Source organism: Rhodoferax ferrireducens (genome assembly GCF_003347515.1).
In the GTDB taxonomy this organism is placed as follows: Bacteria; Pseudomonadota; Gammaproteobacteria; order Burkholderiales; family Burkholderiaceae_C; genus Rhodoferax.
This window is the reverse complement of the sequence record NZ_QEII01000284.1, coordinates 56408-75263: the sequence shown is the minus strand read 5'-3', so window position 1 is coordinate 75263 and position 18856 is coordinate 56408. Positions and strand designations below refer to the sequence as shown.

Sequence of the window (18856 nt, the reverse complement as noted above, 5' to 3'; positions counted from 1 at the left end):
GTAGCTGCCATCACAATTCAAGTCTGGACGCCAGCGCACATAGCGACCAGTTCATGCCGCTGGCAAGACAATGTCCAGCTGTGCGCCACCCGCTTCGGCGTGCGAAATCGCTAGTTCGCCTTGATGGCTGGCGACCAGGTCTCTGACCACGGCCAGACCGATGCCATGACCGGGTACCCGCTCATCCAGCCGCACACGCCGCTGCAGCACGGCCTGTGGATCGATAAACCCCGGACCATCGTCCGAGACGCGGATGCACAGGCGCTTGTTGTCAAGCCAGATGTGCGCCGACACATGTTGTCTGGCCCACTTGGCCGCGTTGTCGAGCACGTTGCCCAGGATTTCGAAGGCATCTCCTTCGTCGATCCGCCAAGTCAACTCCGCCGGGCAATCCACGGTAAAGACCAGGTTCTTTTCAACGTAGACCTTGGCCAGCGTGTCGCGTATCCGATTCAGGATGGGCGCCAGCGCCAGATGCGGCGCAAAGCGCGCAGCGCCACTGGCGCCAGCCCGGCCCAGCTGGTGCACGACGATGTCATCCATGCGGGTGATTTGTTGCGCCACCATGCTGGGCAATTCGCCGGGTTCGTTGAGCGCGGCGCGCAATACCGCGAGCGGTGTTTTGAGGCTGTGGGCGAGGTCGTCAAGCGCATCTTTGTAGCGTGTTTGCCGCGCCCGCTCCTGGTCCATCAGGACATTGAGGTTGTGGGTGAGTCCGGCGAGTTCGCTCGGGTATGAGCCCTCGACCTTGGCCTGCTCGCCTTTCTCAATGTGCTGGATCTCCCGTGTCATCCGCCTCAAGGGAGCCAGACCCCAGCGCAGCAGCAAAGCCTGGGTGAGTAACAGCAGCAGCCCGGTGCCGCCCAGCCAGCTCCATAGCGTGCGCGCGAAGGCTTGCAGTTCGCGATCAAACTCGGTCGCGTCTTCCAGCACGGAAAAAACCAGGGGTGCCACCCGGTCGTTGACAGACCACTTGACGGCGTAACTTGCGGCCAGAAATGCGCGGCCTGTTTTGCCTTGGTCGGCGCTCTGCGCTTGGGGCGCGACGACGGTGTCAAAGTGCCATTGGCCCGCCGCCTGCTGGCGCTGAAACGGTAGATTGAGCCCCAGTGTGGACGAGGATTGCCACTCTTCATTTTTGTCCACGTTGGCAATGTTGGCGTACAAGCCTGAGGCAGGCAAGGACAGGCGCGGCTCGGCCAGCGTCGCGGGCATGACCAGCGAACCCTTTGCATTGAGTTCGGTACCGGCCATCAGCAGATAAACCGTGGTTTGCAAACGGGCAAAGCGGGCTGCGCGTACGCTGTCAATGTAAGCCTGTTGCACAGCCCAGCCGGCCCCGGCCAGAAAGGCCAGCAACACCAGAAATCCACCCCAAACCAGGCGCGCGCGGATGGAGAGTGGGGCCTTCACTGCAGCACGAAGCGGTAACCGCGCCCGCGCAGCGTTTCAATCGGCACAAGCGTGCCCTCGGGATCGAGCTTGCGCCGCAGCCGCCCCACCAGAACTTCCAGCACATTGCTGTCACGGTCTTCGTCGTGCGGGTACAGGTAGTCCGACAGCTCTTGCTTGCTCACCACCCTGGCGCGCTCACGCACCAGGTATTCCAGCACCCGGTATTCGAAGGTGGTCAGTTCAAGAGCCAGCTCATGGAGCCGGGCGGTTTGGGCCGAAAAATCAATGCTCAAAGCGCCCAGCTTGAGTACATCCGATGTGGCTTTGAGCGAGCGCCGCAGCAATGCCTTGACGCGAGCCGCCAATTCCGGGTACTCAAACGGTTTGACCAGATAGTCGTCGGCGCCCGCTTCGAGACCCTGCACTTTGTCCTGCCAGCTGCCGCGTGCGGTCAGGATCAAGATCGGCAGGGTTCGGCCTTCGGCGCGCAGGGTCTGCACCACCGTCAAGCCGTTCACCTTGGGCAGACCCAAGTCCACGATGGCGAGATCCAAAGGGTATTCGCGGGCCTGAAACAAACCGTCCTCGCCGTCGGCGGCCATATCGACACGGTAGCCGTCCGCTTCGAGTTGGCGCTTCAGGCCAAGTCGCAACACCGCATCGTCCTCAATCACTAGCAAGCGCATAAAACCTCTGGCCCCGGACTCGCCTAGAGCGAGCGCCCGCTGGCGGCGTCGATCAGGATCACTTTGACTTCACCCTTTGGGGTGAGCACCTTCACGCGCCAGAGCGGGCGACCATCGCGCTCTGCTTTCTCTACCGCCAGGACGCGCCCGCCACTGGCTTGCTGCGCCTTGCTCGCTGCGTCATCGCGGCTGACGTCCGCCCAAGCAGGCAGGGCCAGCGCCATCAGGAAGGCGCTGATCAGGGTCATAAACATTTTCATGGTGTGGTGAGGTCAGAAGGAGCAGGTTGAGGCAATGGTACTCTGCCCTCTCCATCGCTGACTATTGCAGAACCGGATCAACCGTCACGCGTACCGGCAAGCTGTTGCCGGGGTTGCTACGCATGAAGGTGGTGTAGTTCTGGCCCCGGTATTCATAGGCCACGCGGTAGCCGGTGATGCGTGATTGCGTTTCGTTGACGGTACGGCAGCGCTTGACTTCCCGTTGAACATTTTCGTACTGGGCATTGTCATATTGGGCACGCTGATCCCGGTTTTGAAACTGGTCGCCCGTGATGGCGCCCAGCACCACGCCCAACGCGGTTGCGGCGTCTTTGCCGCGACCCCCGCCGACTTGATGCCCCAGAACACCACCGGCCAGGCCACCAACAATGGCACCGCCATATTGACGAGCCTGCGGCTCTTCGTGACGGCTGCTTTGTTCATTGATCCAATGACTGCGACACTCTTCGCGCGGGACATTGATGTTTTCGTACTGGGGTTCAGCACTGCGAACTCGCGCATTGTCGACATAGGTTTCAGCGTGGGCGCCGAGCAGACTGGTAGCAAACAAACTGGCAATGACAAGACGTTTCATGAATAGCTCCTTGGGTTGGTATGGAACGCAGTTTGCGCGTGCCTGTATGAACCGAGGCTGAACAGAATCGAGATAGTCTGCCTGTCCAGCGGACCGACCCTTGCTCGGTTGCGTCACCACAATGCAATGCGCTATCGTTAAACTGGCACGAATATCAACAACGCAAATTCACCAAAGAGACGCCATGACATTCCAAGAATCCGTGAAGGTCTGCTTCGCAAAGTACGCTGATTTCAGCGGTCGAGCGTCCCGCTCCGAATACTGGTGGTTTGTTCTCTTCATTTTCCTGGTCAGTGCGGCAGCTTCCGTGATCAGTCCCAAACTGAGTGCCCTGTTTACGCTGGCGACGTTGCTTCCTTCCATTGCAGCGGCAACCCGAAGACTGCACGACACCAACCGGACTGGCTGGTGGCAATTGCTTGTACTCGTGCCTTTGGTTGGCTTCATTGTCTTGCTGTTCTTGTTGGCCCAAGAGGGGCAAGCTGGAACTGAAACGTAATGCCAGATCACACCTGAAAGTTGATGGACTTTTGAGTTTTCGCATCTTGTGAGCCGGAGGTTTCACCAATACTGTACACAGTCATGACGCATTTCTATTGCGTCTCGGCGAGGGGTCGGTGGGAGGGAGTTTATGCACCCACCACCCCGTCTAAATTGCCTGGGTCAGAACGATCGCGGGGGTCCGTTGACCTGACGCAATGATCTGCCCGATTCAAGGCAGCTAATTCAGCGAGAATCTATTCCCATGTTTCTCGCCTCCAAACTGCTTCGTTCGCCACCCAGCCACTGACTGGAGTTGTGATCTTGTTGCCAGGCGGGCCTGATCAAGGCACTGCCATAATTCACCGCTTAACGTCTGGACAATAAAAACCAATGGCATGCCCCCCCCGCTGAGCTCCAGAAAAAAAGCGATGAACTTCACCTCAAATGGCGGACCTATATTGCGTTGCCCAGCTTTGAGCTGTTTGTCGAGTTCGCGGTTTGTCTGTCCAGCTTCTCCGAGTTTCTGCAGGGTAAGGGCTTGTCGGGCCTGTACCGAATGTCACACCGCCTGGAGCAGGAAGTGCTGGCGCTGTTTGATGATGCCGACAGGCACCAGATAGCGCCAGGCACGCTGGACGGTTTGCGCAGCCAGATCGAAGGGCTCACCGAGCGGGTCATCCAGTTCATTGGCAGCAACAGCCGTCCGATCGAGCATCGGCGTGCACGCCATGAGACTGAAATTTCGTCCGATCTGACGCCAACCCACCGGGTCTGGGTGGTCGGCAACATGGCCAGCCAATGGCGCGCCCTGATGACTCAGCTTGAATACTTCAGCATCCGGGCCGAGGCTTACCCTTGGCAAAGGGTCCCGCCCAATGCCGAAGAGCCGACTATCGTGCTGTTGGACACGCAAGGCATGACGCTGGACGAAGCGTGCGAGCACATCAAGGCCACGCGCACCCGCTTCGCGGCCAGCAAGCTGATTGCCGCCAAGTTCCTCACTGATTTCAACAGCCTCAAGGCCGCGCTGAAGGCGGGTTGCGACTTCTGCTTTGCGGTCGCCACGCCCCAGGCGGTCATCCTGGCCAAGATCATCGAGTTGTGCAGCAATGAGGAAGAGCCACCCTACCGCGTACTGGTGGTGGAGGACTCCTTGACGGCCAGCAAGTCCATTCAGCGCACGCTGAGCCAGAGTGGGATTGAATCGCTTGCCGTGACAAACCCGGCCGAGGTCCTGACCGGACTGCGAAGCTTTCAGCCGGACCTGATCCTGATGGACATGTACATGCCGGACTGTACCGGCGTGGAAGCCACGCGCGTAATCCGCCAGCATGCCGAGTTTCTGTCAACGCCCGTCATCTATCTGTCCGGCGATGGCGATATGGCGCTGCAGGTGGACGCGATGCGCATGGGCGGGGATCACTTTCTCACCAAACCGTTCAACCCGGTGTTCCTGAACGCGGTTGTGAAGAGCAAGATAGAACGCTACCGGGCGCTGCGCCGTTCCATGCTGCATGACGGGCTGACCGGCCTGCTCAACCACCGCACCGTCAAAGAACGACTGGCGGCAGCTGTCAATGCTGCCAGCGCCACCAAGGGACAGCTGGCGGTGGCCATGATCGATATTGATCATTTCAAAGCCGTCAATGACAAATACGGTCACCCCATGGGCGATCAGGTGATCCGAAGCCTGGCCTGGATCCTGAAGCAGCGCCTACGCAAGACTGATCTCGTGGGTCGCTATGGCGGCGAGGAGTTCCTGGTGATTTTGCCAGGCTCCAGCGCCGATCAGGCCTTTGAGAGGCTCGACCTCATTCGTCGCGATTTCAGCCTGATCCAGTACGCCCTTGGGGACACCTGGTTTGACGCCACTTTTTCCGCCGGTGTGTCCCAGCTCAGCGTTCCGGCCAACGCAGAAGCACTGATCAAGGAAGCCGACGAGGCACTCTATGACGCCAAAAACAGCGGGCGCAACTGCGTGATCACGCGCGTTTGAATCAGGCCGCGCCCAGCCCGGCAAGCGGGGTCGCCAGCACCTTGTCAATGCGCTTGCCGTCCAGGTCAACGACCTCGAACAGCCAGCCCTCGCACTCGATGCGCTCACCGATGGATGGCAGATGACCCGAGACCGACATGAGTAGACCCGCCACCGTGTTGTAGCGGCCACGGTCTTCCTCGGGCAGATCTTCAATATCGAGGCGCACCTTGAGTTCGCCCACCGGCATGACGCCATCCAGCAGCCACGAGCCATCTTCGCGCTGCGTGGCCCAGGCATCAATCTGTGCCCCCGGCTGCAACTCACCGGTAATGGCCTCCAGCAAGTCTCGCGGCGTCAGCAAGCCCTGCACCACGCCATATTCATCCACGACCAGCACAAACCGGCCTGCCTTGGCGCGAAACTGCTCCAGCAATTCCATGCCGCTCAGGGTCTCAGGTACAAAAGAAGCCGGTGTGACGTAAGCCTCAATCGAGCCCGGCGTCTCGGGGCCCAATTCCAGCAAGCGCCCAATACTGATCTTTCCAACGACGTCATCGAGCGAGCCACGGCAAACCGGGTACCAGGAATGGGCCCCATTTCGACCCCCTGAGCCCGCTATTTTTAAGCTTTGGACTACAGTATTTGTCGCATCGAGCCATTCCACATCGGACCGAGGCACCATCAGCGAGGTCAGTGGCCGATCATCGAGCTGAAACACGTTTTGCACCATCTGGTGCTCATGCTGCTCAATCACGCCCGCATCCACGCCTTCTTCCAGGCTGGCCGTGATCTCCTCTTCCGTCATGGTGCGGACCGCCGTGGTGTCAATGCGCAGCAACTTGAGAACCGCCGCAGTGGAACCCGACAATAATTTCACAAATGGTTTGGCACCCGTGGCCAACCACAACATGGGCCGCGCCATTAAGCGGGCTACCGGCTCGGGATAGAGCTGGCCGATGCGTTTGGGGACCAATTCACCAAAAATAATGGTCGTATAGGTGATCAACGTGACCACGATGGCGGTGGCGGAAATAGCGGCCATCTTTTCGGTCAAGCCTATTCCGTGCAGCAACGCTGCTACGCCGGGACTGAATGCAGCCTCACCCACAATGCCATTGAGCACGCCGATGGAGGTAATGCCGACCTGCACCGTTGATAAAAACTGGTTGGGATTACCCAGCAGCGTCAGCGCCGCTTGCGCCCCTTTGTCACCGGTCTCGGCCATGCCGTTGAGCCGCGCTTTGCGGCTCGCGGCCAGGGCCAGTTCCGACATCGCAAACACACCATTGAGCAGGGTGAGAAAAACAATCAGCAAAAATTCCATGAAACAGAAGCGAAAATAAACACCATGGCACTCTACCTTATTGGCGACGTACAGGGTTGCGACAGCGCCCTGCAGCGGCTGCTGGACGAAATTTCATTCTCGGCGAGCCGGGACACGCTTTACCTGCTCGGTGATCTGGTCAACCGCGGACCGGACTCGGCTGGCGTGCTGCGCCGCGTGATGGGCTACGGTGCGGCAGTGCAGTGTGTGCTGGGCAACCACGACCTGCACCTGCTGGCCATTGCCCATGGCGTGCGTAAACTGAGTCGAAAAGACACCTTGAATGGCATTCTGGACGCCCCCGACCGGCAGGCGATGCTGGACTGGTTGCGCTGGCAACGCATGGCGATTCTGCAAGACGTGGCCGGTCATGAGGTATTAATGGTCCATGCCGGCGTCCTGCCTGCGTGGACAGCTACCAAAACAATAGCGCTTGCCGCCGAGGTGGAGGCAGTGTTGCGCAGCCCGGACCTGGGCGACTTCCTGCTCCAGATGTATGGCAACGAGTCAGACCGCTGGGATGACTCGCTGACGGGTGCCGCCCGGCTGCGTGCGGTGGTGAACGCACTCACCCGGTTGCGTTTTTGCACACCGGATGGACAAATGGAGTTCACCACTACGGATGGCGCCAACTCGGCACCTGAGGGCTACCTGCCGTGGTTTGACATTGCAGGGCGGAAGACGGCCGACATCACCGTGGCATTCGGTCATTGGTCGACACTGGGCTGGCTGAATCGGCCCGATGTCCTGTCACTGGACACCGGTTGCGTTTGGGGTGGCTGTCTGAGCGCGCTGCGCTTGGGTGGCACCAAGACCGGCGCCACACTAACGCAAGAGCTGATTCAAGTGAAGTGTGAACAAGCCCAAAAACCGGGTTAAGGTCCCGGCGCGTTAGCCGGGCCAGCTTTCACATCAAGACGTCAGTTCGGCCTTGAACAAGGCGGCCACCCGGCGCTTCGGCTTGATGTTGGCCGAGATGCTGCGCGTGCCGTGATGGGCTGCGGTCGCTTCCCAGGAAGGGGCAGTCGCGGCAGCAGGTGCCGGTTCGTACGGCTTGTCAAAGAACGGATCGCGCGACGCTGGGGCGGGACGCGAGTAATCACGACGCGGGGGACGCTCCTGGCGGGCAAACTGCCCTTCATGCGCCACATCCCGAACGGCGCTCAACCGCTGCCCACCGGCGCGAGAGTCGTCTTGCGCACCTTCGGCATACATGCGACGACCGTCGTTGATGCGGCCCTGCTTGCGGATGTCAGGCACATCTTCGTCAAACTCGACGGCCTCAAGCTCAATCTTGGTTTTGATGAGCTTCTCGATGTCGCCCACCAGTCGGGCATCGCTCTTGGAAACGAATGTGACCGCCAGACCTGCTGCACCGGCGCGCCCCGTGCGCCCAATGCGGTGGACGTAATCTTCGGCATTGAAGGGCACATCGAAGTTGAACACCGCAGGCACGTCCTTGATGTCCAGCCCGCGGGCGGCCACGTCAGTGCACACCAACAAATCGACCTCCCCTTTCTTGAAGGAGTCGAGGGCCTTTAACCGCTCATCCTGGCTCTTGTCACCGTGCAGTGCGGTGGTTTTTAGGCCTTCACGCTCCAGCGAACGGGCCAGGCGGGCGCAGCCCAGTTTGCTGTTGACAAACACAAAGGCCTGCTTCATGCCGCGTTGTTTCAGTATCTGGTGCAGAGCGTGACGTTTGTCGTCGTCGCCCACGCTGTAGAAGTGCTGCTCCACGGTGGAGGCGGTGGCGTTGGAACGCGCCACTTCAATGGTTACCGGGTCCTGCAGGTAGCTGCTGGCCAGACGTTTGATCTCGGACGAGAACGTGGCCGAGAACAAAAGCGTGATGCGCTGCTTGGGCAGGTAGCTCAGGATGCGCTGCAAATCAGGCAGGAAACCGATGTCCAGCATGCGGTCGGCCTCGTCCAGAACGACATATTCGACCTGGTTGAGCACGGCATTCTTGGCTTCAATGTGATCCAGCAAACGGCCCGGTGTGGCGACCAGAATTTCCACGCCCTTTTTCAGCTCGATGGTCTGGGGCTTCATGTCCATGCCACCGAACACCACGGCACTGCGCAACTGGGTGTATTTGGCGTAATCCTTGATGGCCTGCGCAACCTGGTCAGCCAGTTCGCGCGTAGGCAGCAACACCAGTGCGCGCACGGGATGACGGGCGGGTGAGGTCGAGCTGCTCTCGTGGCGGAGCATGCGCTGCAACAGAGGCAGTGCGAAAGCGGCCGTCTTACCGGTACCGGTTTGGGCGGCGCCCATCACATCACGACCCTGCAAGACCACCGGAATGGCTTGAGCCTGGATGGGAGTCATGGACTCGTAGCCCATGTCAGCCACGGCGCGGGCCAGTGGTGCAGCCAATTGCAGCTGGGCAAAGGCCATGGGCAAGGTATCAAGGGTCAAATCAGCGGTAAGGTCAGAGTTTAAATCGGTCATTCATAGCCAAGGTCAAATGCTATCAATTCGATAGCTAATTGCACCCCACGGACTGGGGCAAACCCCTATTATCCCCCATATATCACAATTGACGTGCGGAAAACGTGTCGCAGCGCTTGATGCTGCCATTTTTCAGGCCGTTATCGAACCAACGCTGGCGCTGCGCGCTGGTGCCATGGGTGAAGCTGTCGGGCACCACGGCACCGCCACCAGCGCGCTGCAAAGCGTCATCGCCAATCTTGGCGGCCGCGTTCATGGCCTCTTCCACATCACCCTGCTCCAGCAACTGCCGGGCTGCCTGCGCGTGGTTAGCCCACACGCCGGCAAAACAGTCGGCCTGCAACTCCAGCCGCACACTCAAGCCGTTGAATTCGGTCTGACTGACGCGCCCCCGCATCTGGTCCATCTTGGCGCTGATGCCCAGCAGATTCTGCACATGGTGGCCGACCTCGTGGGCGATCACATAGGCCTGGGCAAAGTCGCCCGGCGCACCAAGCCGGTCTTTGAGCGTTTTGTAAAAATCAAGGTCGATATAAACCTTTTGGTCGCCAGGGCAATAAAACGGTCCCATCGCCGCCTGCCCCTGTCCGCACGCCGTCGGGATGGCACCGCGAAACAGCACCAGCTTGGGCTCCTGGTAGGTGGACCCACCCTTGCTGAACACGTCTTTCCACACGTCTTCAGTATCAGCCAACACGGTGGACACGAACTTGGCCATTTGATCATCCGCTGGCGGTTTGTGGGCCGGGGCCTGCTGGGACTGCGGCGCCGGGCTGCCGCCGCTGAGCAGGCTGAGCACCGTCATGGGGTTGACGCCCAGAAAGTAGGATGCCACCAGGGCTATGGCAATCGACCCGATGCCAATGCCGCGCCCGCCAAAGCCGCCGCCCCCGCCAGAAGAACCGCCCTCATCCCGGCGATCTTCCACATTGTCAGATTCGCGATTGCCTTCCCATTTCATGACGTGACTCCTGGTGAACTGTTGTTCAAACGCGGATAAGACAATTGTTCACCTACCGTCCTGCCCATCGAGACGTTCCACGGACGCCTTAAGAGCAGGCAAATCGTTCTGCATCGTTGCCCAAATCAAACTGAGATCAACAGAGAAGTACCCGTGCGACAGCGCATTGCGATTGCCTATCGCGCTGCCCCACGGCACTTCGGGATGAGCCTTGGTAAACGCAGGGGCCAACTTTCGAATATTGCTACAGGCCTCGCCGATCACTTCCAGGTTACGGATCACCGCATCCTGCGTCTTGAGGTCAGCCATGAAACTGACTTCGTTCAAACCAGCTGAAAATCCATCAATGCGGTCTATAGCCTGGAGAATGTGCCCCAGATAATCCTGCACACGCAGGGCCTTGTTCATAGTGGCCTAGCCTCCGCTAGCACTTGAGCCCTAAACGACTCGGGCAATGCGCGGGGCGTTAACACATCAACATGGATACCCAGCAACTCGGACACCTCGAACTGGATGCCACCAATGTCAAACATTGTGGTCTGCGACGTGGGCTCTACCAGCAAATCCAGATCACTGCCGTCTGTGTCCTCGCCATGCAGCACCGAACCAAATACCTTCACACTGGCCACCCGATGGCGCAGCGCGATGTCGCGCACTTGGTGGCGGTATTTGTTCAGAAGTACAGAAGGTTTCATGTTGATGGCGAGTTTACGACGGGTGCTAAACGGACTGGGACTTCAATTTTCTTTGGCTGACGATTACAGGGACTGCCATTGTCAAAGTGCCCCGGCAGTCCCGTTATTGTTTGCAATTTATCTGGAACTATCCGAGGTTGATTTTGAAGTTTTGGCCAAAATAAACTCACTCAACAATGTCTTTCTTGTGCTTAATCACATTTCCAAAGGAACGAACACGACGGTCGTACATCACATTTATCGTGGTGACGAGCCTGTTGTACTTCCCTCGAAGGATCAATTCAGCGTTGGCCTCGTCATCCATTTTCCAAAGCGAATCTACATGGATAAAAATGACCCAATCAAGCAATTCTTGTAAATCCGCATTCAGATACAACTCCGAGATAACAGGTCGAGGGTCAATTTTGAGCAGCGGGTCTTTAAACAGTGAATGAGTAGCAAGCACAACCGTTTTGTGGTCCCTCGCCAATTTTTTCAATCCTTTCAGTTTCTCCCGAAAGTCGGTGCCGCGCAACTGATCAAGGCAGTCAACAATGCATATGCCAATTACACCGTATTTCGACGAAAACTCCCGCATCGCTTTCTCAACTTGAGGCAGCGTCGCATCAAACGAATCAACGATATCAACGACACCTTCGCGAAGCATCTCAACCGACTCCGTCAGTCTCGGCCACTCTTCATCAGTTAAGCACCCACGTTTTATACTTTCCGGCGAAATTCTTCCAACTTGGGCAATCAGACGCCTGAATACAGAATCTGTCGGTTCTGGCGTAAAAATAAGAACTGGCAAACGCTCAATTACTGCGGAATGCCGCGAGAACGTGAGCGCCAAGTCAAACCGGTCAATATTTGAGGCAGATGAAACGACCACCAAATCACCAACTGCAAACCCGTCAGTCAGCATATCTAACTCATGCAAACCAGTTGGCAGCCCCGCGGTCGTGTACGCCGAATCGGTCCTTTCCACCAACCTATCCAATTCAGCAACTATTCCCTCATCAAGTCCAGTAACGTGCAGATCTGCTTGCTCGCCTGCAATTTTTGGCAAACCCACAAGAACACGAACCAACCCCTTGATGACATCAGTCCATGCGTCGTCTTGACTTGGCCAACTTGCAACAGCTTTGGCATCTTGTGGAAGCGCCATCAATTTCCCAAGGGGTGACCGAATCCAATCACATGGTCGAACGATTATCGGAACCACGCTGATAAGACCCAGCGCATGACTTTCAAGAGCCTTCTTGAGCTCAATACCAACGCAATATTCAGAGGCCAAGAAATCAGCGCTTATGAAAAAAAGCACAATTTCAGCGTCTCGCAGGTTCTGATCAATGGAATCATCCAGCGATTGACCGGCGGGGATCTTACGGTCATGCCAAACACAAAGCGTACCGTCGCGTTCCAGCAAGGCTGGCATGTTTCAAAAATGACTGGACAAAGGCCTCGTCTGCATGGGCATACGAGACGAAACAGTTGACTGGTTTGGTCATACTGCGTTTTTTCAAGCCTTCGGCAACGTCACCCCAACCTGCCCCTGGTACTTGCCGCCGCGGTCCTTGTACGAGGTCTCGCAGACCTCGTCGCTCTCGAAGAACAGCACCTGCGCACACCCCTCGCCCGCATAGATCTTGGCGGGCAGTGGCGTGGTGTTCGAAAATTCCAGCGTCACATAACCTTCCCATTCCGGCTCAAACGGCGTCACGTTGACGATGATGCCGCAGCGGGCGTAGGTGCTTTTGCCCAGGCAGATGGTCAACACGTTGCGCGGAATGCGAAAGTACTCCATGGTGCGGGCCAGGGCAAAGCTGTTGGGCGGGATGATGCAGCTGTCGCCGTGGAAATCGACAAAGCTCTTTTCGTCGAAGTTTTTCGGGTCCACCACCGTGCTGTGAATGTTGGTAAAGACCTTGAATTCGGGAGCGCAGCGAATGTCATAGCCGTAGCTGCTGGTGCCATAACTGATGATCTTGTTGCCGTCGCGCTCGCGCACCTGGCGCGGCTCGAAGGGCTCGATCATGCCGGTGGTCTCGGCCATGTGGCGAATCCATTTGTCACTTTTGATAGTCATGGGAACGGAACTCCTGGGTTGGCCAGATTGTAAGCGCTACAAACGCTATCAATTAAATAGCTACTTGCGCAATATAGACGGGGGCTAGAGGCCTAAAAGGCTTGAGAAATAACGGTCTTTTCAATTAACCGGTCATCGCCCAGCACGATCATCGCAAATAGCAGTTCGTCCAGGCTGTTGGCACGGGCCGTTCGGCGCGCCAGCAAGGGCGTGGCCTGCGGGTTCAAGACCACAAAATCAGCTTCACAACCCGGCTGCAGATTGCCCACCGCCGGACGACCGTTCTGGCCATCCAGACCCAGCGCCTGCGCCGCGCCCGCTGTGTGCTGCCACCACAGGTGCTGCGGCGACAACGACAGCCCCGGTTTGGTCTGCCCCTCGCGTCCTACGTAATAGGCTGCCAGCATGGTGTGAAATGGACTGAAACTGGTGCCCCCACCCACGTCGCTGGCAAGTCCGTAGTGGAAGCCGACGCGGTCCGCGCCCGCATAGTCAAAAAAGCCACTGCCCAGAAACAGGTTACTGGTGGGACTGACGGCGGCGGCCGCGCCGGTAGCGCGCATCAGGGCGCGGTCGTCGTCGTCAAAATGAATGCAATGGGCGTAGATGGCGCGCTCGCGCATCAAGCCGAAGTCATCGTAAGTGGCTAGGTAGCTCCGGGAGGCCGGAAACAGCTGCCGCGCCCAGGCAATTTCATCCATGTTTTCCGCCACATGCGACTGAATCCACGCCTCGGGGTATCTGGCGGCCAGCTCGCCCGCGCCGCGCAGCTGGGCGTCACTGCAACTGGGCGCAAATCGCGGCGTGATGGCGTAACCCAGACGGCCCGTGCCGTGCCACTTTCGCAGCAAGTCCTCGGAATCGATCAGGCTCTGTTCGGTGGCATCCGACGATCCGTCGGGCGCGGCCCGATTAAGCACATCAGCCGGGGCGTTGCGGTCCATCAGGCACAGGCCGGTGATCAGGCGCATGCGCTGGGTCTGCGCCTCGGTGAACAGGGCGTCGACCGACTCGCGGTGCGAGGTGGCAAAAGCCAGCGCCGTGGTGACGCCATTGCGCAGCAATTCCGCTACAAAAAAAGTAGCAGCCTGCGCACTGTATTCGATGGCTGAGAAGCGTTTTTCCTCAGGAAATGTGTAGTTTTCCAGCCACGGCAGCAAACCGTCGGCAGGTGAGCCGATCACATCCGTCTGCGGGAAGTGGATGTGCATGTCCACAAAGCCGGGGGCGATAATGCGCCCCGGCAGGTGTTCTATCGCCACACTGGGGAACGTATCCTTCAGATCGCGATACGGGCCCACGGCTTGCACCACCTGCATGCCGGTGGCGTTTGGCCCCACCACCAGCAAGCCGTCTTCCTCAAAAATGGCCGAGCGGCGCGGCTCACGCCCAGGGGCGAAGCGAAGGATGGCGGCGCGGTAAGCTTTCATGGGAAATGAGCTTAACCGCTTGCCGCTATCAAGCGCATACAAGGTGCCGAATAAGCACTATTCGCGCCGTGTCATCCCGACTCAGGCCGGGAGGAAGGTAAAAAATCAGGGCAACTTGCCTTGCACGCCTTGCACCAGCCAGTTCATCTTGAGAATCTGTTCGTCGATCAAGGTCTGGCCTTTGGCAATCACTTGCCGGCCTTCGTTATCCAGCACCGCTTGTCCGGCGTGGAAGGGGTGCAACTTGCCGGCGGCAATGTCTTTTTGCCGCGCCAGTACCTCGTCTTGCACGGCCTTGGGCACTTTGGAGCCAAAGCCATCGACCTTAATCATGCCTTCACGCACACCACCCCAGACGTGACCACTCTTCCAGCTTCCATCCAGCACGGCTTGCGCACGTTGCGTGTAGTACTGGCCCCATTGGTGGGTGACGGCCACGATCTGCGCGTCAGGTGCAATTTTTCGCATGTCGGAGTGGTAGGCCACGGCCAGTTTGCCGCGTTCCTGCGCCGCGACCATCACGGCCGATGAACCGGTGTGAAAGGCAATCACGTCCACGTTTTGGTTGAACAGCGTCATGGCGGCGTCGCGCTCACGCGTCGGATCGAACCAGACATTGAGCCAGACCACTTTGACCTCGGCCTTCGGATTGACCGAACGCATGCCGAGCGCAAAGGCATTGATGCCCTGCAGCACTTCCGGAATGGGGAAACCCGCCACATAGCCGGCGACATTCGTGTGCGTCATGCGCCCGGCGGCGATGCCCGCCAGATAACGACCCTCAAAATAGCGCGCGTTAGCCACGGCCACATTGGGCGCTGTCTTGTAACCGGTGATGGATTCGAATTTGACGTCGGGAAATTCCTGCGCCACCTTGAGCGTGGGCTCCATGTAGCCGAAGCTGGGCGTGAAGATCAGTTGGTGGCCGGTGGCGGCGAGATCGCGAATCACGCGCTCCGAATCAGCGCCTTCGGCCACATTCTCGACATAGGTGGTTTTGACTCTGGCACCCAAGGCCGCCTCAACGGCCCGACGGCCCTCGTCATGCTGGCGCACCCAGCCGGCATCGGTCAGCGGCGCCACGTACACAAAGCCGACTTTGAGTGGCTCCTTGGCAGTCACGGCTGGCGAGGAATTTTGCGAAGAAACGGGGGAAATAAAACAGGCGGCCGCAAGCGCGGCTACGAGGTTTTTGTACATGGTGGTCCTCTACATGGCTCCGAAACATAAAAACAAGGCCCGCCGGAGCAGCGGGCCTTGCGACTGATTTTAACGGGGCACGGGTTGCGGCCCGTCAGTGAAACGCTCTCAGTTGAACGACTCGAATGTGGCCGTCAATCGGTCGACGTACTGCCGTCTCAGCGTGTCATCAATGAAACTCGCCTCGAAACTGTTGTGGGCCAGCTGATAGGCATGCTGGGCCGTCAGACCCAGGGCGGCGAAGGTCTGGGTGAAGTTCTGGTTGATGTAGCCACCGAAGTAAGCCGGATCGTCCGAGTTGACCGTCGCCACGATGCCTGCGTCCAGCATGCGCCCCAGATTGTGTGCCGCCAGGGTCGGGAAGACACGCAGCTTCAGATTCGAGAGCGGGCAAACCGTGAGCGGAATCCGGTCCTTGGCCAGACGCGCCATCAGCGCCGGGTCTTTCAGGGCCTGCACGCCATGATCAATGCGCTCGACCTTGAGCACATCCAGCGCACTCCAGATGTAAGCCGGCGGGCCCTCTTCGCCGGCATGGCCCACCAACCGCAGACCCAACTCGCGCGCGCGGGCAAAGACCCGGGCAAACTTCTCAGGCGGATGGCCCATTTCACTCGACGCCAGACCGACGCCAACCAGCTTGTCACGCAGCGGCAGGGCTTGCTCCAGGCATTCAAACGCCTCATCCTCGCTCAAGTGACGCAAAAAGCACAGAATCAGCGAGGCGCTCATGCCAAATTCGGCACGGGCATCGACGCAGGCGCGGTGCAGCCCGTTGATGACGATGTCTGTACTTAAACCGTGGCCGGTATGCGTCTGGGTATCGAAAAAGATCTCGGCATGAACCACATTGTCTGCCGCCGCGCGGGCCAGATACGCATGCGTCATGTCATAGAAATCCTGCTCAGTGCGCAGTACCAGGGTGCCAGCGTGGTAGATGTCCAGGAAGTCCTGCAGGTTGTCAAACACATAGGCGCTGCGCAGCGATTCCACATCGGGATAGGCCATGGCCACGCTGTTGCGCTGCCCCAGTGCAAACATCAGCTCCGGCTCCAGCGAGCCCTCAATGTGGATGTGCAACTCCGCCTTGGGCATGAGTCGCAACAGATCGGGCAAGCGGTCGGCAGAGATGGGTTTTACTTTCAGCATGGTCGCTCCTGTTAATCGGAATTTGCAAAGAAAAAGGCCTCCGAGTATCGCTACTTGGAGGCCTTTTTCATGCGGTATGGTGGAGCTGGGGGGATTTGAACCCCCGTCCGCAAGCCTTGTTCGGGCAGATCTACATGTTTAGTGGTCTGATTTGAGTCTCGCCACCTGTGTCGCGCAGCCACACGCTACACAGGACGCCAGCACCCTATTTTCTTGCCCCGGGTTAAGGTACCCAGCCCGGAGCCAGCCGATAAAATTATCTTTACAGCCGGGAGCCTCTAACTTGCGCTAAAAACCCCTTGCCCAGCCCATCGGCCTGCTGTTGTAAAGCTCACTGGCAATTAAGCAGCGAGTGCGAAACGTTCGTCGTTTGCAGTTAGTTTGTTTGAATCTGTTTTACGAGCGCATTCAGCTCGACATGCACCACACCGCGTCCGAACCCACGTCGAAACCAGTGCAGCCCCATGTCCGCTATTTTAGGCCTTCTCCAGCAATTGCAATAGGGCCCCCGGAGAATTAATGATGGCGTGTGCGCCCCACTGGAGCGGATCAGCCTTTTGGCCGAGATAACCATAGGTGGCAGCCACCGTGCGCATGCCGGCAGCCAAGCCGGCCACGATATCTCGTTCGTCGTCCCCTACATAGACACAGTGTGCCGGCGCAACGGCGAGCCGCCGCGCCGCTTCAAACAAGGGCTCGGGGTGCGGCTTGGCGTGGGGGGTGGTATCACCACTGACCACCGTCCGGGCCGACACAAACAGCGGCATGGCACGCGTCAGGGGATCGGTAAAACGAGCCGATTTATTGGTCACAACGCCCCAGGGCAGGTCAGCAGCCACCAAATGGGCAATCAATTCCTGCACACCCTCAAAGACGTAGGTGCTTTGCGTCATGCATTGTTCGTAATTTGTGAAGAATTCTTCGCGCAAAGCGGCAAAATCTGCGTGCTCGGGCGTCAGCCCGAACGCCACGCCAATCATCCCTCGCGCCCCTGCGCCAGCCATAGGACGATAGCGCTCCGGTGGCAACGAAGGCAGGCCCCGATCCACCCGCATTTTGTCCGCAGCGGCACCCAAGTCTGGCGCGCTGTCTATCAAGGTGCCGTCCAAATCGAAAAGTACGGCCTGCACGTCCGTAAACATATCGAAATCCCCGCTCACAGGACCGCATCCGCCGGTTTTTGAAGTGCAAAGAGGTAGTTGACGCTGGTGTCCGCGCTCAACCAGTAACGCTTGGTGAGCGGGTTGTATTCCATGCCCCGCGTGTGCCGCAAATCAAGGTCGGCGACTCGGCAGTAACCGGCCAGCTCGCTGGGCCGGATCATCTTGGCATATTCATGCGTTCCACGCGGTAGCAGATTGAGCACGTACTCGGCGCCCACAATGGCCAACAAAAACGATTTAGGGCTGCGGTTGAGGGTCGAAAAAAATACCCAACCACCCGGCCTGACCAATGCGGCGCAGGCCCGCACCACCGAGGCCGGGTCTGGCACATGTTCCAGCATTTCCATGCAGGTGACTGCGTCAAAGCCGCCAGGCTGCTGCACGGCCAAGGCTTCGACGCTGACTTCACGGTATTGCACATTCGGGGTCTGCGCCTCAAGGGCGTGTAACTGGGCTACCCGTAGCGCCTTGGTGGACAGATCAATACCCGTCACATGGGCACCCAGGCGCGCCATGGCGTCCGCCAAAATACCCCCGCCACAACCGACGTCAAGAATCTGCTGGCCTGTCACCGGGCAAATACCGTTGATCCAGTCCAGCCGCAAGGGATTGATTTGATGCAGTGGACGAAACTCACCATTCATGTCCCACCAACGGTGAGCGAGGTCAGAAAATTTAGCCAGTTCGGCCGGATCAGCGTTCAATGTTGAGGTCATGGGGTGATTATCGGCAAAACATAAAGCCCGTTGCTAAGACAGGCGGTACAAAATCGACGGAAATAAAAAATGTCCGCTGTCAAGCCTTTTTTGATGGCGGACACGACGCGAAAACCCTATATACAGCAACAGTTTAGGGTATTTCCTGGGGACTTTGGCCTGCTGTAGGTTTGCCGGCTGGGGGCCACATAGGAGCCTTGCGGTTGCGGGTCTTGGCGTGCCAGGGCGGGCAACATAGATGCAGGCGTCGGCCACTTCCTCCGCAATCATATTCGAGCAATACATAAGGCTGATCCCCA

The 18856-nt window shown here is 58.5% G+C and carries 19 protein-coding genes and 1 other RNA gene; 3 read left to right on the top strand and 17 right to left on the bottom strand.

The features are described 5' to 3' along the window. Positions 1-51: 51 nt before the first annotated feature. The 4 genes from C5P05_RS17070 to C5P05_RS17055 form a co-directional block, all read right to left on the bottom strand. Positions 52-1413, bottom strand: a complete 1362-nt coding sequence (locus C5P05_RS17070) for an ATP-binding protein (protein WP_114971043.1) — start codon at positions 1411-1413, stop codon at positions 52-54. Beyond that, positions 1410-2081, bottom strand: a complete 672-nt coding sequence (locus tag C5P05_RS17065; RefSeq protein WP_114971042.1) for a response regulator transcription factor — start codon at positions 2079-2081, stop codon at positions 1410-1412. Before C5P05_RS17065 ends, C5P05_RS17070 begins: the two co-directional genes overlap by 4 nt. Before the next feature lie 23 nt (positions 2082-2104). Next, on the bottom strand, positions 2105-2329 hold the full coding sequence (locus C5P05_RS17060) for a PepSY domain-containing protein (RefSeq protein ID WP_232834544.1): 225 nt from the start codon (positions 2327-2329) through the stop codon (positions 2105-2107). A gap of 73 nt (positions 2330-2402) precedes the next feature. Then, the gene (locus C5P05_RS17055; protein ID WP_114971040.1) at positions 2403-2936 is read right to left on the bottom strand and encodes a glycine zipper 2TM domain-containing protein; all 534 of its coding nucleotides are present in this window, start codon (positions 2934-2936) and stop codon (positions 2403-2405) included. Between the two features lie 184 nt (positions 2937-3120). On the opposite strand from C5P05_RS17055, the gene C5P05_RS17050 reads away from it, so the two are divergent. Both C5P05_RS17050 and C5P05_RS17045 read left to right on the top strand, forming a co-directional pair. Beyond that, on the top strand, positions 3121-3435 hold the full coding sequence (locus C5P05_RS17050) for a DUF805 domain-containing protein (RefSeq protein ID WP_114971039.1): 315 nt from the start codon (positions 3121-3123) through the stop codon (positions 3433-3435). Positions 3436-3882: 447 nt separating this feature from the next. Continuing rightward, positions 3883-5415 (top strand): diguanylate cyclase, encoded by a 1533-nt coding sequence (locus C5P05_RS17045; protein WP_114971038.1) that lies wholly within the window; start codon positions 3883-3885, stop codon positions 5413-5415. Between the two features lies 1 nt (position 5416). On the opposite strand, the gene C5P05_RS17040 is transcribed toward C5P05_RS17045, so the two are convergent. Further along, positions 5417-6721 carry a hemolysin family protein gene (locus C5P05_RS17040; protein ID WP_114971037.1) on the bottom strand — a complete coding sequence of 435 codons (1305 nt, stop codon included), beginning with the start codon at positions 6719-6721 and terminating at the stop codon, positions 5417-5419. Between the two features lie 24 nt (positions 6722-6745). On the opposite strand from C5P05_RS17040, the gene C5P05_RS17035 reads away from it, so the two are divergent. Further along, complete coding sequence (locus C5P05_RS17035; protein ID WP_114971036.1) at positions 6746-7600, top strand: symmetrical bis(5'-nucleosyl)-tetraphosphatase; 855 nt, start codon at positions 6746-6748, stop codon at positions 7598-7600. A gap of 33 nt (positions 7601-7633) precedes the next feature. On the opposite strand, the gene C5P05_RS17030 is transcribed toward C5P05_RS17035, so the two are convergent. The 12 genes from C5P05_RS17030 to ubiG all read right to left on the bottom strand — a co-directional run bounded on the left by C5P05_RS17030 (position 7634) and on the right by ubiG (position 18557). Beyond that, on the bottom strand, positions 7634-9175 hold the full coding sequence (locus C5P05_RS17030) for a DEAD/DEAH box helicase (protein WP_420130758.1): 1542 nt from the start codon (positions 9173-9175) through the stop codon (positions 7634-7636). Positions 9176-9257: 82 nt separating this feature from the next. Then, complete coding sequence (locus C5P05_RS17025; protein ID WP_114971035.1) at positions 9258-10136, bottom strand: neutral zinc metallopeptidase; 879 nt, start codon at positions 10134-10136, stop codon at positions 9258-9260. A gap of 48 nt (positions 10137-10184) precedes the next feature. Further along, complete coding sequence (locus C5P05_RS17020) at positions 10185-10544, bottom strand: DUF86 domain-containing protein (RefSeq protein WP_114971034.1); 360 nt, start codon at positions 10542-10544, stop codon at positions 10185-10187. Continuing rightward, on the bottom strand, positions 10541-10831 hold the full coding sequence (locus C5P05_RS17015) for a nucleotidyltransferase family protein (protein ID WP_114971033.1): 291 nt from the start codon (positions 10829-10831) through the stop codon (positions 10541-10543). The genes C5P05_RS17020 and C5P05_RS17015 overlap by 4 nt, the downstream gene beginning before the upstream one ends. A gap of 166 nt (positions 10832-10997) precedes the next feature. Further along, complete coding sequence (locus C5P05_RS17010; RefSeq protein ID WP_114971032.1) at positions 10998-12248, bottom strand: DnaB-like helicase C-terminal domain-containing protein; 1251 nt, start codon at positions 12246-12248, stop codon at positions 10998-11000. Positions 12249-12332: 84 nt separating this feature from the next. Next, positions 12333-12899 (bottom strand): dCTP deaminase, encoded by a 567-nt coding sequence (dcd, locus tag C5P05_RS17005; protein WP_114971031.1) that lies wholly within the window; start codon positions 12897-12899, stop codon positions 12333-12335. Positions 12900-12991: 92 nt separating this feature from the next. Continuing rightward, the gene (gene guaD / locus C5P05_RS17000; protein WP_114971030.1) at positions 12992-14329 is read right to left on the bottom strand and encodes a guanine deaminase; all 1338 of its coding nucleotides are present in this window, start codon (positions 14327-14329) and stop codon (positions 12992-12994) included. A 105-nt stretch (positions 14330-14434) separates the two neighbouring features. After that, entirely contained in the window at positions 14435-15529 is a 1095-nt protein-coding gene (locus tag C5P05_RS16995; RefSeq protein ID WP_114971029.1) for a BMP family ABC transporter substrate-binding protein, read from the bottom strand. A 108-nt stretch (positions 15530-15637) separates the two neighbouring features. Next, a complete protein-coding gene (locus C5P05_RS16990) occupies positions 15638-16678 on the bottom strand; it encodes an adenosine deaminase (protein ID WP_114971028.1) in 1041 nt (346 codons plus the stop codon). Positions 16679-16755: 77 nt separating this feature from the next. Next, positions 16756-17142, bottom strand: a transfer-messenger RNA (tmRNA) gene (gene ssrA, locus C5P05_RS16985). A 12-nt stretch (positions 17143-17154) separates the two neighbouring features. Further along, positions 17155-17820, bottom strand: coding sequence for an HAD family hydrolase (locus tag C5P05_RS16980; protein ID WP_114971099.1), 666 nt, complete (start codon positions 17818-17820; stop codon positions 17155-17157). A 14-nt stretch (positions 17821-17834) separates the two neighbouring features. Continuing rightward, a complete protein-coding gene (ubiG, locus tag C5P05_RS16975; RefSeq protein ID WP_114971027.1) occupies positions 17835-18557 on the bottom strand; it encodes a bifunctional 2-polyprenyl-6-hydroxyphenol methylase/3-demethylubiquinol 3-O-methyltransferase UbiG in 723 nt (240 codons plus the stop codon). Positions 18558-18856: the final 299 nt, after the last annotated feature.

Excerpts from the sequence above, each read along its gene's own strand:
- C5P05_RS17060 (WP_232834544.1), bottom strand. The coding sequence starts at position 2,329 with ATGACCCTGATCAGCGCCTTCCTGATGGCGCTGGCCCTGCCTGCTTGG.
- C5P05_RS17015 (WP_114971033.1), bottom strand. The coding sequence starts at position 10,831 with ATGAAACCTTCTGTACTTCTGAACAAATACCGCCACCAAGTGCGCGAC.
- C5P05_RS17030 (WP_420130758.1), bottom strand. The coding sequence starts at position 9,175 with ATGACCGATTTAAACTCTGACCTTACCGCTGATTTGACCCTTGATACC.
- C5P05_RS17035 (WP_114971036.1), top strand. The coding sequence starts at position 6,746 with ATGGCACTCTACCTTATTGGCGACGTACAGGGTTGCGACAGCGCCCTG.
- C5P05_RS17040 (WP_114971037.1), bottom strand. The coding sequence starts at position 6,721 with ATGGAATTTTTGCTGATTGTTTTTCTCACCCTGCTCAATGGTGTGTTT.
- dcd (WP_114971031.1), bottom strand. The coding sequence starts at position 12,899 with ATGACTATCAAAAGTGACAAATGGATTCGCCACATGGCCGAGACCACC.
- guaD (WP_114971030.1), bottom strand. The coding sequence starts at position 14,329 with ATGAAAGCTTACCGCGCCGCCATCCTTCGCTTCGCCCCTGGGCGTGAG.
- C5P05_RS16995 (WP_114971029.1), bottom strand. The coding sequence starts at position 15,529 with ATGTACAAAAACCTCGTAGCCGCGCTTGCGGCCGCCTGTTTTATTTCC.
- C5P05_RS16990 (WP_114971028.1), bottom strand. The coding sequence starts at position 16,678 with ATGCTGAAAGTAAAACCCATCTCTGCCGACCGCTTGCCCGATCTGTTG.
- C5P05_RS17055 (WP_114971040.1), bottom strand. The coding sequence starts at position 2,936 with ATGAAACGTCTTGTCATTGCCAGTTTGTTTGCTACCAGTCTGCTCGGC.
- C5P05_RS17065 (WP_114971042.1), bottom strand. The coding sequence starts at position 2,081 with ATGCGCTTGCTAGTGATTGAGGACGATGCGGTGTTGCGACTTGGCCTG.
- C5P05_RS17050 (WP_114971039.1), top strand. The coding sequence starts at position 3,121 with ATGACATTCCAAGAATCCGTGAAGGTCTGCTTCGCAAAGTACGCTGAT.
- ubiG (WP_114971027.1), bottom strand. The coding sequence starts at position 18,557 with ATGACCTCAACATTGAACGCTGATCCGGCCGAACTGGCTAAATTTTCT.
- C5P05_RS17010 (WP_114971032.1), bottom strand. The coding sequence starts at position 12,248 with ATGCCAGCCTTGCTGGAACGCGACGGTACGCTTTGTGTTTGGCATGAC.
- C5P05_RS17025 (WP_114971035.1), bottom strand. The coding sequence starts at position 10,136 with ATGAAATGGGAAGGCAATCGCGAATCTGACAATGTGGAAGATCGCCGG.
- C5P05_RS17020 (WP_114971034.1), bottom strand. The coding sequence starts at position 10,544 with ATGAACAAGGCCCTGCGTGTGCAGGATTATCTGGGGCACATTCTCCAG.
- C5P05_RS16980 (WP_114971099.1), bottom strand. The coding sequence starts at position 17,820 with ATGTTTACGGACGTGCAGGCCGTACTTTTCGATTTGGACGGCACCTTG.